Below are 15,733 nucleotides of genomic sequence, written 5' to 3'. Positions count from 1 at the left end.
CGGCTCACTTTTTTACCAGGTAGGGGCGCTGGGTATCGGTCGAGGTTGGCACCAGCTCGGGATCGACTGGGAAATCGCCCGCGAGATAGGGGTTCATTCCCTGATTCTTCAGCGTTTGCAGAAACCGCCCGAAGCCGGTGAGGTCGTGCATCAACGGCGCGGCGGTAAGGCGGCGGCGGGAGCCGGGCATGATGTCGTCCATGATGGTTTGCAGGTTGTTCATCGGGTCTTCGATGAACTCTGCCAGCGACCAGATCCGCACCCGCGCCTTGGCGTAGGGCGAGCGCAGCGTGCGCAGGTGCTCGGCCTCGACCGATTGCAGCCGCGCTGCCTCCTTGCGGACCACCGAGGAATTGATGCCGAGCTGGAACAGGCCGATTGCCCATGCGCCGGTGACAACGGAAATCTGCGCCTTCGGATCGGTGGCGATGAGCCATTCGATCTTCTGGCTGTCGCCCGGCCCGAACTGGAACATCTGCCGTTCGCCCCGGGTGTTCCAGATCAGGCTGGTGAGGAAGGCCTCCGGATTGTGGTCGCGCAGCGGGGCGCTGTTGGAGAGGCCGCCGTTGTAGGTGGTTTCACCACCCGCATACTCGACGCGGTCGGTGGAAAACAGATGGCCGTGCACCCGCCCGCCGGCAGCCTTGCCCAGCCATGTATCGAAATTGGAGAAGAGGTCGGAGAAGCCCTCGAACACCGAGTAGGGCTCGGCGGTTTTGCCGTTCTCCCAGTCGCGGTTGGGGAATCGGCTCTGCATGTAGAGCCCGGGCCGCCCGAGGGTTCGCCGGTCGACGGCCTTGGCAAAGAGCCTGTCGATCTTGGAGGGGTTCGGCTCGGCGTTCTTTGTCACCTTCGGGTCATTGGACAGGAAGGAGGCATAGAGCCGGTTGGCCTGTGGCCAGATCTTGCGGGCGACGAAGCAATCGGAGCGGCGCAGCAGCTGCAGGTGATCGTCGTAGAAGATGTGCGGCTTGCCCTGAAAATCGAACTTGGAAAGCGTCAGCGAGCGGCTTTCGACGTCGCTGGAATAGACCCGCACGATGGACTGAAAATAGCTCTCGTCGGGAATCCAGACGCGCTTGAAGTAGCGGTCGTACATGGGCCTGTCCGGGTCGGTCAGGATGGCCTCCAGAGTGGGCCGCGACAGGCACCACCATTGCGACCCGAGGTGCGGCACCAGCCCCTTCGGCACGCGGCGCTTGAACCGCACCAGCCGCTGCAGCGCGACGTAGCGGTCGAACAGGAACCGCTGCTTCTTCCACGAGAAGGGAAAGCGCAGGGTGAAGCGCTCGCTGTCGAAGCCGCCTTTAGTCCAGGTGACGTCTTCGATGGTGACGCTTTCGATGAAATCGGTGCGGGGGCGGGCATCGAGATAGGCCTTGAGTTCCTGCACCGGGCGCAGCGGAAGGCAGGAGCCGGAGGCAAGGTAGACGTGGCCGACCTCGGGGTGCTTTTGCAGCATGATCTCTGCCGCCTTCTGGGTGGCGGCGACGATGTTCCAGGTGCCCCATTCGCAATGATAGCGCGGGGCGAAGCTGACGTTTTCGAGGTCTGCGAGGGACTCGGTGAGCCGTGTGTACTCCTTGCGCCTTACCTTCCGGTCGCAGTGGATGACGATCGGGCAACCGCTCGTGGCCCAATGCCGCGCTGTCTGGCTGGCGCGCTCGAGCGCGGTATGCACGAGCATCACGAAGCCGACCATCAGGCCCAGTTTCCCTTCGACATCAGCCCGAGGATTTCGAGCTGCCGCCAATTGATGTAGCGCTCGCTCCACTTGGTCCAGAAATCGGGGTTCTCGCGCAGCACGCGGGCGTAGGCCTTGTACTCGTGGCTGGCCGCGTAGTGCTGGCCGCGCTCCAGCTCCTCCTCCGACTTGGCGGTGAAGGTATTGAGGAACTTGGCGTGCAGCAGGATGCCCGAAGCCTTCTCGCCGCCCCACTCGTCGTAGGTCAGGTTCAACCCGCGGGGCAGCAGCATGTGGGTGGAGCTGGCATAGGTGTAGCTCCTGTCCCATTTCACCAGCGGAATCTTGTTGAGCGCAGGCGCCCGCTCGGGGGCATCGCCAAAGAAGGCGCGGGCGCGGGGGCCGCCCTGGATCCAGAGGTTTCCATACAGGCGGTTGCGGGTGATCTGGTAGTTTCCGCTGTCGAAGTAGCTGGCAATTTCCAGCGGGTTCTGGCCCTCGCTGTAGGGCAGCGCATCGAGCGGGCCCTTGGGGTACATATCCAGCAGCATGGCGGAAAACGACTTGATCGAAGAGGCATCGAGCCAGTCGGTCAGGGCGCGGATGGGCCGGGTATCGCAGAACGGGTAGACGAAGAACTCGTCGACATCGACAACCAGCGCCCAATGGCCGTGAGCGTATTTTCTTTGCAGCCAGTTGAGCCAGTCCACCCCGAAGCGCGCGCGCTTGTAGCTGGCCTGTGTGGTCCAGAGCGACACGTCGGTCTGGTCTTGCAGGTACTCCCGCGAGCCGTCGTCGGAGCCGTTGTCGACGATGAAGAAATGCGCCACCCCGAGCTTGCGGTAGTACTCGAGGAAATAGGGCAGGCGGATACGCTCGTTGCGCAGGGTGACGAAGGCCAGCACGTCGCCCGGGTGGACGGCAGCACTGCGATTGGCAACGACGGACAGCTCCCGGCGTTTGCGCAGGGCTCGAATGCGCCAGCGCTTCCGCTGGAGCCGCAGCCGGTATGATCTTAATGCGCCCAACTCAATCCTTCGCCCCGAGGGCATGGCGGCACAGTGGTATCAGGTCACGCTTAAAACTTTGTTGAAATGCGCCTCCCACGTGGGGAGATGCAACCGCTCCAGCTCGACCCTCGGCACCGCTTGGCCCATTGTTGCCATTTCATGAATGGTCTTGGCCCATAGATATATATCGTTGCCTTTCAGGTAAACGGGCAAATCTCCTAGAAATTCCCGGTAAACCGGCAGGTCGTTGACGATCACCGGAGTTCGCTGCGCCAAGGCCTCGGCGGGCGGCAGGCCGAAGCCTTCGGCATGGGAGGGAAACAGGGCGGCACAGGCTCCCCTCGTCAATTGGGCAACGGCACCGTCGTTCAGGCCGTGCAGCTCGAAGATGTCGCGGCCTAGGGCGGGCGAAGCGTCGAGCCGGGCAAAGAGCGCCTCGTTGTTCCAGCCACGGCTGCCGATGATGAGAAGCACGGGGCGCGGGCCCGGCATGTTGGCCAGCTTCTCCCATGCGTCGAGGAGGAGCGCGTGATTCTTGCGGGGTTCGATCGTGCCGGTGGTGACGAAATAGGGCCTGTCGGGCGGCAGGGCGGGCAGCGCCTCGGCTGCGGAGGGCTTGGGGGTATCGACGCCGAGCAGCGCAACGAGGCCTTCGGGGATGCGGCCGAAGCGGCCGAACCACTCGATGCCGCGCTGCTGCGAGACCTCGGAATTGTAGATGATGCGGTCGGCATGGCGGCTCACGCGCCGCATGGCGGCCTCGAACTGCTCGGGCTGGCCGTCGCGCTGAAACTCCGGGTGGTCGAGCGGGATCATGTCGTGCACCAGAACGGTGATCTCGCAGAGGTTGGCCTTCATGGCCTCGAACACGCGCCCGGTGAGGTTGGAGTGCCCGACGTTGAGGTAGCGGGCGCCGCGCGGCAGGTGGCGGGCCAGCATGGAAGGCAGACGGGAGCGCAGGCAGGTGGCGCGGGCGAGGCTGCGGATGTCGGCGTGAACCCGGCGCTGAAGCGGGGAGAGCCTGCGGTTGAGCAGGGCCTGAATGTCGGCGCTGCCCCACTTGCCACCAGCCGCCAGCCGGGCGGCCAGCGCGGCAAGGCCCCTGCGATCGAGCAGGGCGTAGGACAGGGGCAGGCGGATGAGGGCGTAGAGGGGGGCATCATCGGTCAGAAGCCTGTCGAGATAGGCCCGCTCGACCCGGTCCACCCCGGTCAGCGGGCCGCGGCCAACGCGTGAGACCAGCCGCGAAAGGTCAAGGCAGCGTGGAGGCGCCTCAGCGCTCATAGGGCTCCGACTGGTGCCAGCGCCAGGCGTCGGCAATCATCGTGGCGATGTCCGACCGTTGCGGCGTCCAACCCAGCTCCTCCGCGGCGCGGCGGCTGCCCGACACCAGGGCGGCAGCATCGCCCGGGCGCCTCTGACCCTCGATCACCGGCACGGCACGGTTGGTCACGGTACCGCTGGCATCGACCACCTCGCGCACCGAAAATCCGTCACCCGAGCCAAGGCAGAAGACCCGGCTGCCCTTGTCGGCCTTGAGCCATTCGAGCCCCTTCACATGGGCATCCACGAGGTCGGAGACATGCACATAGTCGCGAATGCAGGTGCCGTCGGGCGTGGCGTAATCGGTGCCGAAGATCGTCAGCGCATCGCGCTTGCCGGCGATGGCATCCAGCATCAGGGGAATCAGGTGGGTTTCGGGCACGTGCTGCTCGCCGACCTCGGCATCGGGGTCGCAGCCCGCGACGTTGAAGTAGCGAAAGATCACCGAACGCAGCCCGTGCGCGGCCTCGAAGTCGGCCAGCAGCTGTTCGATGGCGCGCTTGGAGCTGCCGTAAGCGTTGATCGGGAGCTGCTCGGTCTCTTCATCGAGCACCACACCATCCTGATCGCCGTAGGTGGCGCAGGTGGAGGAGAAGACGAAGTTCAGGCATCCGGCGGCCACTGCGGCATCGGCGAGGTTCGCGGCGCCGGTGACGTTCTCGCGCCAGTACTTGCCCGGATCCTTCATGCTTTCGCCCACCAGCGAAAGCGCCGCAAAATGCATCACGGCAATCGGCTGGTAGGTGGCAAAGGCCGCGTCGATGCTGGCACGGTCCAGCAGGTCACCCTCGTGGAGCGGGCCGAACCTGACCGCATCGCGCCAGCCGGTGGAGAGGTTATCGAAGGCGACCGGCGTGTAGCCTGCCGCCTTCAGAGCCTTGCAGGCATGTGCGCCGATGTAGCCCGCGCCGCCGGTGACAATAACGTTCGCCATGGGAGCGGCCGCCTACTGCGCGGCTTTCTCGCTGGCCACGAGCTCGCGCAGGTAGCCCCAGAGCTCATCGCGCAGCTCGTCGCGGCCAAGGCCGAAGGACACGGTTGCCTGAAGGAACCCGGCCTTGGAGCCGCAATCGAAGCGCTGGCCGCTGAACCGGTAGCCATAGACGCCCTCTTCGCCGCCGATCTCCTGCGCGATGGCATCGGTCAGCTGGATCTCGCCGCCGGTGCCCTTTTGCTTCTTGTTGAGGTTGTTCAGTACCTTGGGCGTAAGGATGTACCGGCCGATGACGGCGAGGTTGGAGGGGGCCTCCTCGGGCTTTGGCTTTTCGACCATGCCGCCGACCTTCACCAGCTGGCCGTGGTCTTCGGTGACGTCGAGCAGCCCGTAGGCCGACGCCTTTGCCGGGGGCACTTCCATGGCGGCAACCATGCAGCCGCCGGTTTCCTGATGCGCCTCGACCATCTGCTGGAGGCACGGCTTTTCGGCGGCGATCACGTCATCGGGCAAGATCACGGCGAAGGGCTCATTGCCGATCAGGCGGCGGGCGCACCAGACGGCGTGCCCGAGGCCCAGCGCCTTGTGCTGGCGGATGTAGGCGATGGCGCCGCTTTCCATGTTGGTGTTCTTGAGCACCTCGATGAGCTGGTCCTTGCCCTTCTTGCGCAGCTCCTGCTCCAGCACCGGGGCGTGGTCGAAGTAGTCTTCGAGCGCGCCCTTGCCGCGGGAGGTGACAAAGATGAACTCCTTGATCCCGGCGGCGCGGGCCTCGTCGATGGCGTATTGAATCAGAGGCCTGTCGACCAGGGTCATAATCTCCTTCGGGATGGATTTGGTCGCCGGAAGAAACCGCGTTCCGAGCCCTGCCACCGGGAAAATTGCCTTGGTCACTTTTTTCATACTTGGTCTCGTCAATCAGTGTTGCACACGCGGTCCGAGCCGCCCGGGCGCCCGTGGAAATGCGCCGTATGAGCAGGACGATAGGGGCAAAGCTGCGGGGAAGGAACAGGGAAGCCTTTGGATTTTGTTGCACTGCGGCAAAAACCAGCCGGGATTGCCGGGATGGGTTCGAAATGGGCGACAGTCAGCTTTCGGGGCTGCGAAAACAGGCGATGCGCGCGCCTTCGCGGGCCAGTCGCGCGGTGCGGCGCCAGAAGCGGAAGACCGGATCCGTGCGCTCGGAGCGCCCGAAGAGGCCGCCGCGCTGGATCCAGAGGCCGGCGGGATCGAAGCGGCTGGCATGGAAGCGCGTGGTGCGGGAGAGGCGCAGGAGGGTGATGACGGTGTCGCCGGATGCCGCGTCTGCTCGGGCCCGGGCAAGTGCTTTGCGGTAGCCGAAGAAGGTGCAGCCGCGCAGCTCGTGGCGGGTCGGTCCCGGGCCTTCGGGGAAGGGGAGAAACGGGCTTTGGGACGGGCCGAAAGACGGCGGGTCAGAAAGGGGGGCGGAGAGGCCTTCGGAGATGCCGGCTTCGAGGCTGGCGAGCAGGGCGGGCTCATCCTCGGCGGTCAGGCGGCGTTCGGCGCGGTGCAGGGCAAGGCGCTCTTTCTGGCCTTTCCGCAGGGCGGCAAGGGCCGGGTCGCGGCGATCTTCGGGGCAGTGGCGGCGTAGGAAGAGGGCGGCGGAGCGGCCTATGGGGGCAAGGTCCGTGGGAGCGCGGTTGGCGCGTCGGGTGGCATTGGCGGCGAAGCCGTGGTGGACCTGGGCGAGGGGGACGATGGCGGTTTTACCGCCCGTGGGGGCGAGGCGGTGGGTGACATCGGTTTCGTCGAGAAAAAAGCGGAAGGCCGGGTCGAAACCGCCGATTCGGGCGAGGGACTCGCGGCGGAAGGCGCAGTTGGTGCCGTGGGTCTTTACGCAACGCGCGCTGGGCAGGAGCGTGGTTTCCGACTCGTTAACGTCGAGCGCGATATCCGCCCCGGTCTCATCTGTTGCAACCCCTTGCCACTGAAAGGAAATTCCGTTCCTGCCGCGCACGAAGCCGGTGCTGGCGTTTACTTCCGGCGCGTCAAAGGGCACCAGAAGCCGGGAGAGCCAGGGCGGCTCGGGGGTGGCGTCGTCGTCGATGAAGGCGACGAGGGGGGCGGCGGCCTCGGCAAGGCCGAGGTTGCGGGCCTGCGAGATGTTGGCCTCGTCGAACTCTACCAGCTTCATGCGGTGAGAAAGGTTAAGCGCCCGCGCCGCCTCCAGCCCTGCCGGGTCGGCCACGAGGATCAACTCGAAGTTGCGGTGGGTCTGAAGGCGGAAGGCGGGGAGGTTGCGGCGAAGCTCGTCGGGGCGGCCCCGGCTGACGATGATGACGCTGGCGCGCCCCTCCCCGCTCTCACTCATTCGACGCCCATCTGCGCCAGCATGGCCTCGATGCGGGGAATGTCTTCGGGGTTGTTCAGCTCCCAGAAGGCACGGCCCTTGCCCTGCACCTCGACGCAGAGCACGCGGCGGCCCTGCTCGAGAAACCGCAGCTGCTCCAGCCCTTCCAGCCGCTCCAGCGGGCCGGTGGGCCATGCCGGATAGGCGGTGAGCGCCTCGGGGCGGTAGGCATAGACGCCGACGTGGTGAAACACCGGCGTTGCGGCCTCGTTGGGATAGCTGGCGGAGGTGAAGGGGATCACCTCCTTGGAAAAGTAGAGCGCGGCATTGTCGGCGGCGAAGACGGCGGTGGTGCCGCCGACGCGGCCCGCCTTGCGGTCATCGAGGAAGGCCTTGAGCGACACGCCATCGCAGCGCAGCACGGGGGTGGCGATATCGGACTGGGTATCGGCCCGCATCGCCGCCACGAGGTCATCGACGAACCATGCCGGTGTGAGCGGCGCATCGCCCTGAAGGTTGACCACCACGTCGAAACTTTCGCCCAGCGCCTGCACCGCCGCAGCGCAACGCTCTGTGCCGTTGGCGCAGGTGTCGGGCGTCATCACCACCTCGGCGCCAAAGGCCTCGGCGGCCTCGCGGATGCGGGCATCGTCGGTGGCGACCACCACGCGGGGGCTGCCGGGCACGGCCTTTGCGGCCTCCCAACTGCGCTGGATGAGGGTCTTTTCGGCGCCCGACGCGCCGCGCAGCATGGCCAGAGGCTTGCCGGGATAGCGCTGCGAGGCGTAGCGGGCGGGGATGACGATAAGGAAGGACATGCGCGCTGCGCCCTAGCCCTGCTTCAGCGCCACATCGGGCGAATAGGCGATGAAGAAGGGGTTTTCGTAGCCCGGTTTGCCGTAGGTGAAGGGGGTGTGGTCATCGAAGCGGACCATCTTGCCGCCTGCCCCGCGGAGCACGGCGTCACCAGCGGCGGTGTCCCATTCCATGGTGCGCCCGAGGCGCGGGTAGATGTCGGCCTCGCCGGTGGCAACGAGGCAGAACTTGAGGCTGCTGCCCGCGCTCTTCATGTCGGCGGTGGCGTAGAGGTTGATGTAATCGTCGGTGGCCTGATCGCGGTGCGACTTGGAAGCCACCACGAGCAGGGCATCGTTATCGGGTTTGGAGACATGCATCGGCACCTGCTCGCCCGGCTCGCCGGGGGCGTGGGTGCCCTTTTCCTCGACCGACTGACCGGAGGCGAGGGTGTAGAAAAGCCGTTCCTTGGCGGGGGCATAGACCACGCCGCGCAGGGGCACGCCGTTTTCGACATAGGCGATGTTCACGGTGAAATCGCCGCGCCGTTTGACGAACTCCTTGGTGCCGTCGAGCGGGTCGACGATGAGGAAGGCTCCGGCGCTCTGGCTGTGGGTGCCGGCCTGTTCCTCGGTCACCACGAGCACATCGGGGAAGGCCTCGCGGAGACCTTCGCCGATGAGCGCATCGGCGGCTTCATCGGCCTCGGTTACAGGGCTTTCATCGGATTTCGCCTTTACCTCAAAGTCATCGGATTCGTAGATCTCCATGATCTTCGCGCCCGCTTCCAGCGCCAGACGGCGCATGACTGTGACCAAACGGTCGAAATCCATATGTCTCTCCTGTTGCTCGCGGCACCGTCAATTGACTGACGGCCAAGGCCCCTTATGGTTTGGCGTCAAAGTTTCGGCAAGTTTTCCGTGCAAGGTTGGCGGAAGGCACAGCACGAAGAGGCCGCAGGCACATGTTCGACAAGCAGACTCCCAGGACGCCCTATGGCTCGGCGCTGGCGATGGTGGAGCTGATCTATCACGCCACGGTGCGCGAAGTGCGCAAGGCGCATGGCAACGCCGTGTGGGGCCTTGTGATGAACATGCTCCAGACGGTCATTCTGGTGGGCATCTTCTATTTCATGTTCACGATTCTGGGCCTGAAGAAGAACGCCGTGCGCGGGGATTTCGTGCTCTACATCATGAGCGGGATCTTCATGTTCATGACGCATATCAAGGCGATGGGCTCTGTGGTGGGCTCTGAGGGGCCGGCCTCGGCGATGATGAAGCACGCGCCGATGAACACGCTGGTGGCGATCTGTTCGGCGGCGCTGGCGAGCCTTTACACCCAGCTCCTCTCGGCCTCGATGGTGCTGTTCATCTACCATGTCGCGATCAACCCGATCGAGTTTTACGACCCCACGGGCACCGTTGCGATGTTCCTCCTCGCGTGGTTCTCAGGCGTTTCGGTGGGCATGTTGTTTTTGTCGGCCAAGCCCTGGGCGCCGGATGCGGTCTCAATCATTTCAAGCATTTACTCGCGGGCCAACATGATTGCCTCGGGCAAGATGTTTCTTGCCAACAGCTTGCCGGCCTACATGCTGCCGTTCTTCGACTGGAACCCGCTGTTCCACACGATCGATCAGGCGCGGGGGTTTGCCTTCATCAATTACAACCCGCATTACAGCTCGATCACCTATCCGGTGCTGCTGTCGATCACGCTGATCATGCTGGGGCTGCTGGGCGAGTTCTTTACCCGCAAGCGGGTCTCGATGAGCTGGAACGCGAAACGCTGAGCGTTCGGTGGGGTAGGATCCGGGCGATTTTTGCCGTTAATTGCAAAGAGATCACAGGCACATCCCGTACACAGGCTGTGCACAACCTGTACATACGCTTTTTCTGCCCCGGTGGTTAAGTTAATCGCCCGCGCTCACCGTGCGACCGCATGGGCGGCGATGAAATCGCGGTCGGGCTCGACCCCGAGCCCCGGCCCCTCGGGCACGGCGGCATAGCCCCCGGAGCGGGCCACCTGCCCCTGAATGTCGAGCGGCTCGGACAGCAGGTCGTCGCGGAACCTGTTGTCGGTGGTGTCGAACTCCAGCATCGGCTCCCAGGGAAACAGCCCGCCGGGCAGCGGCGGCATGGCGGCGAGCAGGTGGAGATTGGTGGCGACGGCGATGGCGGAGCCCCAGACGTGGTTCACGACCGGCGTGAAATGCGCGTGGCAGAGGGCGAGCACCCGGAGATACTCGGAGATCCCGCCGAGCGCGCAGACCTCGGGTTGGGCAATGTCGAGCCCGCGGGCCTCGAGCAGCGCGCGCCAGCCCCAGCGGTTGAACTCGGCCTCGCCGCCGGAAATGTTGACCGTGAGGCCAGAGCGCAGCTCGCGGTAGCCGTCGAGATCCTCGGGTGCGACGGGCTCCTCGAACCAGTAGGGCTGAAACTCCTCCATGGCGCGGCCGACATAGAAGGCGTCTGCGGTGGTGTAGGCGTGATTGGCGTCGATCATGAAGCGAAAGTCGTCGCCTACCCCGCGCCGCACCGCCTCGATCAGGCGCACGTCGTCGCGGGGGCCGAGGCCGACTTTCATCTTGGTGGCGACGAAGCCCATGTCCTTGATCGCGGCGGCCTCGTCGGGAAAGCGGGCGACCAGCTCGTCGGCGGGTTCGGGGCGCAGCATCATGCCGTAGCCGTAAACGGGCACCCTGTCGCGGTGCCTGCCGCCGATCAGGCGATGCAGCGGCAGGCCGGCCACCTTGCCGGCGATGTCCCAGAGCGCGATGTCGACGCCGGAGAGAGATTGCATTGGCATGCCCTTCTGCCCGTGGTCGCGCAGGAGGTTGTAGACCCGGTGCCAGGCCACATCGCGGTCGAGCGGGTTCATTCCCAGCACCATGGGCGCGATCACCTGCTCGACGATGGCGCGGTTGGCCAGCGCCACGTTGCCCGCGCCGAAGCATTCGCCCCAGCCGGTGATGCCCTCGTCGGTCTGCACCTCGACGAGGTGGGCGGTGCGCTGGTGATAATACTGTTGCGAATAGCCGAGCGGCTCCGGCAGGTCGTAGCGCAGGACGTGGCTGGTGACTTTGGTGATCTTCATGGTGGCCTCCCCCGGTCGCAGCATGGGGCGGGGCGGGACGAGAGGAAAGGGGTCAGGTGACGACGCGGAGGGTCACGTTGAGGCGGCCGCCTTGGGGCAGGAGGGTGGAGGTGCCGGGTTTGAGACGGTCGATGCCGTGGAAGGCGCGGCGGGCGGCGCCGGAGAGCACGCAGACGTCGCCGGAGTGGAGCCATGTGGAGGCGGTGGGATCGCTGCGGGAGAGGCCGCCGACGCGGAACAGGGCATCATCCCCGAGGGAGATGGACACGACGGGCATGGAGAAGTCGCTTTCGTCGATGTCCTGATGCAGACCCATGCGGGCGGCTTCGGAATAGTAGTTCACCAGGCAGCACTCGGGGAGGCGGTCGGTGCCGCTGACCTTCCGCCAGATGCCGAGCACCTCGGACGGGATGGGGGGCCACTCGACGCCCGAAGGGTGGCGCCGCTCATAGCGGTAGCCGCGACGGTCGGAGACCCAGCCGAAGGTGCCGGCGGAGGTCATCTTGACCGACATGCGCTTGCCGAACCGGGTTTCGGGATGGAACATCGGCGCGGCCTCGGCCACGCGGCGGAGGGCGGCGACCATGGCCTCCTGCGCGGCGCGGTCGAGCAGGCCGGGAAACAGCGCGACGCCGCGAAAGTCGACCGGCGCGCTCATGCCCGGCGCGCACGCACGGCCTGCCATGCCGCCTGCGTCAGCTTCCAGCATTGCCGCAGCCCCGGGCCTGCGCCGAAGTCGAGCATGGCATCATGGGTGTGCACCGCGCCGAGCCTGCCGGTGGCGGTTTGCGAGCGGATGTTGACCGGGTCGATGTGGAGCCAGATCACATTGGACCAGCGGAAGGCATGGGCGAACATCAGCGACTTCATCTCGAAGTTCGTGCCCCCGCCCCAATGGCTGCGCGCGAGGAAGGTGTAGCCGATGGACGGCGTGCCGGGATCGTCATCGGTGGTATAGAAGCGCGAGGTGCCGATGATTTGGGCGCTGGCCCTGTCGATGGCCACGAGCGACTCGCCATGGGCCAGCAGGGCCTCGAAATAGGGGCCGAAAACCTCGGGGCGCCAGCGCTCGGTGGCGGGGTGTCCGGCCCAGATCAGGGGATCGGAGGCGGCGGCGGCCAGATCGTTCTTGTCTGCCGCCTGCATCGGACGCAGCAGCAGGGTCGGCCCCTCCAGCACCGGTTGCGGCTCGAATTTTGCCAATGTGCCCGCCATCTTCGGCATCTTCCCTGCAATTCCACCAAAATTCCGGCAGATTCATCCATTCACACGTGTTGCAGCGCGGCAACCTGCTCCTTATATACCCATCGAAGCTCGGTCGGGGGGCAAGACTCCGACCATTGGGATCGGGCGTCAGGGGCCTCCCAGAGGACCTGAAGCCCACAACATCGCCGAAAGAAGAGGTAGAGTTTACATGGCTAAAGTCATCGGTATCGACCTTGGGACCACCAATAGCTGCGTCGCCATCATGGACGGCTCCCAGCCCAAGGTAATCGAAAACAGCGAAGGCGCCCGCACGACGCCTTCGATCGTGGCCTTCACCGAAGGTGAGCGCCTGGTCGGCCAGTCCGCCAAGCGGCAGGCCGTGACCAACCCCGAAAACACGATCTTTGGCGTGAAGCGCCTGATCGGCCGCCGGTTCGACGACTCGGATCTGGCGAAGGACAAGAAGAACATGCCGTTCAACATCGTTGATGGCGGCAATGGCGACGCATGGGTCGACTCGCGCGGTGAGAAGTACTCCCCGAGCCAGATCTCCGCGTTCATTCTCGGCAAGATGAAAGAGACCGCCGAGAGCTACCTGGGTGAAGACGTGACCCAGGCCGTGATCACCGTGCCCGCCTATTTCAACGACGCCCAGCGTCAGGCCACCAAGGACGCCGGCAAGATTGCGGGCCTCGAGGTGCTGCGCATCATCAACGAGCCGACCGCGGCTGCGCTGGCCTATGGTCTCGACAAGAAAGAGAGCAAGACGATTGCTGTCTATGACCTTGGCGGCGGCACCTTCGACGTGACCATCCTCGAGATCGACGATGGCCTGTTTGAAGTGAAATCCACCAACGGCGACACCTTCCTTGGTGGTGAAGACTTTGACATGCGCATCGTCAACTACCTGGCCGACGAGTTCAAAAAAGAGAACGGCGTTGACCTGACCAAGGACAAGATGGCGCTGCAGCGTCTGAAGGAAGCTGCCGAGAAGGCGAAGATCGAGCTGTCGAGCGCGAGCCAGACCGAGATCAACCAGCCGTTCATCAGCATGGGCAAGGACGGCCAGCCGCTGCACATGGTGATGAAGCTGACCCGTGCCAAGCTGGAGAGCCTCGTCAATGACCTGATCAAGGCCTCGATCAAGCCCTGCCAGGCGGCGCTGAAGGATGCGTCGCTGAGCACCGGCGACATCGACGAGATCGTGCTGGTCGGTGGTATGACCCGGATGCCGAAGGTGATCGAAGAGGTCACCAAGTTCTTTGGCAAGGAGCCGCACAAGGGTGTGAACCCCGATGAGGTTGTGGCCATGGGCGCCGCGATTCAGGCCGGCGTGTTGCAGGGCGACGTGAAGGACGTGGTGCTGCTCGACGTGACGCCGCTGAGCCTTGGTATCGAGACGCTGGGTGGCGTGTTTACCCGGCTGATCGACCGCAACACCACGATCCCGACGAAGAAGAGCCAGATCTTCTCGACCGCCGAGGACAACCAGAACGCCGTGACGATCCGGGTGTTCCAGGGTGAGCGCGAGATGGCGGCCGACAACAAGATGCTCGGCCAGTTCAACCTCGAAGAGATCCCGCCCGCGCCGCGCGGCATGCCGCAGATCGAAGTGACCTTCGACATCGACGCCAACGGCATCGTCAGCGTCAGCGCCAAGGACAAGGGCACCGGCAAGGAGCAGGTGATCACCATCCAGGCCTCCGGTGGCCTTTCGGACGAAGACATCGACAAGATGGTCAAGGACGCCGAAGAGAACGCCGACGCCGACAAGGCCCGCAAGGAGCTGGTGGAAACCAAGAACCAGGGCGAGAGCCTGCTGCACTCGACCAAGAAGTCGCTCGAGGAGCATGGGGACAAGGTTGACGCCTCGACGGTGGAAGCCATCGAGCTGGCCATGGGCCCGCTGGAAGAGGCGCTTGAGGCCGACGATGCGGGCAAGATCAAGTCCGGCATCCAGAACCTCACCGAGGCCGCGATGAAGCTGGGTGAAGCCATCTACAAGGCGGAGCAGGCGAAATCCGGCGAGGCCGAGCCCGAGGATGCCGAAGACGGCCCGCGCGGCGTGGATGACGACATTGTGGATGCCGACTTTGAAGACCTCGATGACGACAAGCGTGCCTGATCGCACGTGATGTAACCCGGGACAGGCCGGCCTGGGAAACCGGGCCGGTCTTCGCCGTTCAAGGGAAAGGGCGATCAGATGGCAAAACGTGATTTCTACGAGGTGCTTGGCGTCGACCGTGGGGCCTCGGGGGACGAACTCAAGAAGGCCTATCGCAAGAAGGCCAAGGAGCTGCACCCCGACCGCAACTCCGACAACCCCAATGCCGAAGACCAGTTCAAGGAGGTCAACGAGGCGTATGACGCGCTGAAGGACCCCGAGCGCAAGGCGGCCTATGACCGCTTTGGCCATGCCGCCTTCGAGGGCGGTGGGCCGCGGCCCGGACAGGGTGGCGGGTTCAACCAGCAGGGCGACTTTGCCTCTGCCTTCAGCGATGTGTTCGACGACCTGTTTGGCGACTTCATGGGGGGCCGCGGCCGCCCCGGTGGCGGCGGGGGCGGGCGGCGTGCCGCGCGCGGATCAGACCTGCGCTACAACATGCGGATCAGCCTGGAGAATGCCTTCACGGGCACCCAGAAGACCATCAACGTGCCGACCTCGGTGCAATGCGACACCTGCGAGGGCAGCGGCGCCGAGGGTGGCGCAGAGCCGACCACCTGCCCGACCTGCTCCGGCATGGGCAAGGTGCGCGCGCAGCAGGGCTTCTTCACGGTGGAGCGCACCTGCCCCACCTGTGGCGGGCTGGGCCAGCACATCAAGAACCCCTGCAAGAGCTGTGGCGGCCAGGGCCGTGTGGAGAAGGACCGGTCGCTTTCGGTCAACATTCCGGCGGGCGTCGAAACCGGCACGCGCATTCGCCTGAGCGGCGAAGGCGAAGCCGGGCTGCGGGGCGGGCCGACGGGCGATCTCTACATCTTCATCGAAGTGGAAGCACATCCGCTGTTCGAGCGCGAGGGGGCCGACCTGTTCTGCCGCGTGCCGGTGAGCATGACCTCGGCCGCGCTGGGCGGCGACATTGAGGTGCCAACCATCGACGGGGGCCGCAGCCGGGTGAAGATTCCGGCCGGGGCGCAGAGCGGCAAGCAGATGCGCCTGCGGGGCAAGGGGATGCCGCCGCTGCGCGGGCCGGGCAATGGTGACATGTTCATCGAGCTTTCGGTCGAGACGCCGGTGAACCTGACCAACCGTCAGAAGGAGCTTCTGCAGGAGTTCGAAGGGCTGGCGAAGGACAACAACCCGGAATCCAGCAGCTTCTTCTCCAAGGTGAAGAGCTTTTGGGACGGCATGAAAGGCTGAAGAGCGGGGCGGGCCACGC

The 15,733-nt window shown here is 65.1% G+C and carries 14 protein-coding genes; 3 read left to right on the top strand and 11 right to left on the bottom strand.

The annotated features are described in order from the left end of the window. Window positions 1–4: 4 nt before the first annotated feature. The 8 genes from GTH22_RS16180 to cysQ all read right to left on the bottom strand — a co-directional run bounded on the left by GTH22_RS16180 (window position 5) and on the right by cysQ (window position 8,890). Window positions 5–1,705, bottom strand: coding sequence for a beta-1,6-N-acetylglucosaminyltransferase (locus GTH22_RS16180; RefSeq protein WP_252947658.1), 1,701 nt, complete (start codon window positions 1,703–1,705; stop codon window positions 5–7). Beyond that, window positions 1,702–2,736 carry a glycosyltransferase family 2 protein gene (locus tag GTH22_RS16175; protein ID WP_252946550.1) on the bottom strand — a complete coding sequence of 345 codons (1,035 nt, stop codon included), beginning with the start codon at window positions 2,734–2,736 and terminating at the stop codon, window positions 1,702–1,704. Before GTH22_RS16175 ends, GTH22_RS16180 begins: the two co-directional genes overlap by 4 nt. 15 nt (window positions 2,737–2,751) lie before the next feature. Continuing rightward, on the bottom strand, window positions 2,752–3,978 hold the full coding sequence (locus GTH22_RS16170) for a glycosyltransferase family 1 protein (protein WP_252946549.1): 1,227 nt from the start codon (window positions 3,976–3,978) through the stop codon (window positions 2,752–2,754). Beyond that, window positions 3,968–4,951, bottom strand: coding sequence for a UDP-glucose 4-epimerase GalE (galE, locus tag GTH22_RS16165; protein WP_252946548.1), 984 nt, complete (start codon window positions 4,949–4,951; stop codon window positions 3,968–3,970). The genes GTH22_RS16170 and galE overlap by 11 nt, the downstream gene beginning before the upstream one ends. Window positions 4,952–4,963: 12 nt before the next feature. Beyond that, window positions 4,964–5,854 carry a UTP--glucose-1-phosphate uridylyltransferase GalU gene (gene galU / locus GTH22_RS16160; RefSeq protein ID WP_252946547.1) on the bottom strand — a complete coding sequence of 297 codons (891 nt, stop codon included), beginning with the start codon at window positions 5,852–5,854 and terminating at the stop codon, window positions 4,964–4,966. 184 nt (window positions 5,855–6,038) lie between these two features. Then, window positions 6,039–7,283, bottom strand: coding sequence for a glycosyltransferase family 2 protein (locus tag GTH22_RS16155; protein ID WP_252946546.1), 1,245 nt, complete (start codon window positions 7,281–7,283; stop codon window positions 6,039–6,041). After that, window positions 7,280–8,080: a 3-deoxy-manno-octulosonate cytidylyltransferase gene (locus tag GTH22_RS16150; RefSeq protein ID WP_252946545.1), complete on the bottom strand. Its 801-nt coding sequence runs from the start codon at window positions 8,078–8,080 to the stop codon at window positions 7,280–7,282. Before GTH22_RS16150 ends, GTH22_RS16155 begins: the two co-directional genes overlap by 4 nt. 12 nt (window positions 8,081–8,092) lie before the next feature. Next, window positions 8,093–8,890, bottom strand: a complete 798-nt coding sequence (gene cysQ, locus GTH22_RS16145) for a 3'(2'),5'-bisphosphate nucleotidase CysQ (protein ID WP_252946544.1) — start codon at window positions 8,888–8,890, stop codon at window positions 8,093–8,095. Between the two features lie 131 nt (window positions 8,891–9,021). Here cysQ and GTH22_RS16140 point away from each other — a divergent pair, with 131 nt between their 5' ends. Continuing rightward, a complete protein-coding gene (locus GTH22_RS16140) occupies window positions 9,022–9,843 on the top strand; it encodes an ABC transporter permease (protein ID WP_252946543.1) in 822 nt (273 codons plus the stop codon). A 134-nt stretch (window positions 9,844–9,977) separates the two neighbouring features. Here GTH22_RS16140 and GTH22_RS16135 read toward each other — a convergent pair whose 3' ends face one another. Genes GTH22_RS16135 through GTH22_RS16125 form a run of 3 tightly spaced genes read right to left on the bottom strand, consistent with a single transcriptional unit; the run spans window position 9,978 to window position 12,371 of the window. Then, window positions 9,978–11,147 (bottom strand): mandelate racemase/muconate lactonizing enzyme family protein, encoded by a 1,170-nt coding sequence (locus GTH22_RS16135; RefSeq protein WP_252946542.1) that lies wholly within the window; start codon window positions 11,145–11,147, stop codon window positions 9,978–9,980. A 52-nt stretch (window positions 11,148–11,199) separates the two neighbouring features. Continuing rightward, entirely contained in the window at window positions 11,200–11,805 is a 606-nt protein-coding gene (locus GTH22_RS16130) for an alpha-ketoglutarate-dependent dioxygenase AlkB (RefSeq protein WP_252946541.1), read from the bottom strand. Beyond that, the gene (locus tag GTH22_RS16125) at window positions 11,802–12,371 is read right to left on the bottom strand and encodes a GNAT family N-acetyltransferase (protein ID WP_252946540.1); all 570 of its coding nucleotides are present in this window, start codon (window positions 12,369–12,371) and stop codon (window positions 11,802–11,804) included. The genes GTH22_RS16130 and GTH22_RS16125 overlap by 4 nt, the downstream gene beginning before the upstream one ends. A 190-nt stretch (window positions 12,372–12,561) precedes the next feature. Here GTH22_RS16125 and dnaK point away from each other — a divergent pair, with 190 nt between their 5' ends. Both dnaK and dnaJ read left to right on the top strand, forming a co-directional pair. Further along, the gene (gene dnaK, locus GTH22_RS16120) at window positions 12,562–14,478 is read left to right on the top strand and encodes a molecular chaperone DnaK (RefSeq protein ID WP_252946539.1); all 1,917 of its coding nucleotides are present in this window, start codon (window positions 12,562–12,564) and stop codon (window positions 14,476–14,478) included. Window positions 14,479–14,556: 78 nt separating this feature from the next. Next, the gene (gene dnaJ, locus GTH22_RS16115) at window positions 14,557–15,714 is read left to right on the top strand and encodes a molecular chaperone DnaJ (protein ID WP_252946538.1); all 1,158 of its coding nucleotides are present in this window, start codon (window positions 14,557–14,559) and stop codon (window positions 15,712–15,714) included. Window positions 15,715–15,733 lie beyond the last annotated feature (19 nt).

This window comes from Oceanicola sp. 502str15, from assembly GCF_024105635.1.
Lineage (GTDB): Bacteria > Pseudomonadota > Alphaproteobacteria > Rhodobacterales > Rhodobacteraceae > Vannielia.
Note: the sequence above shows the minus strand (reverse complement) of the source record. Positions and strands in the feature narration are given on the sequence as shown.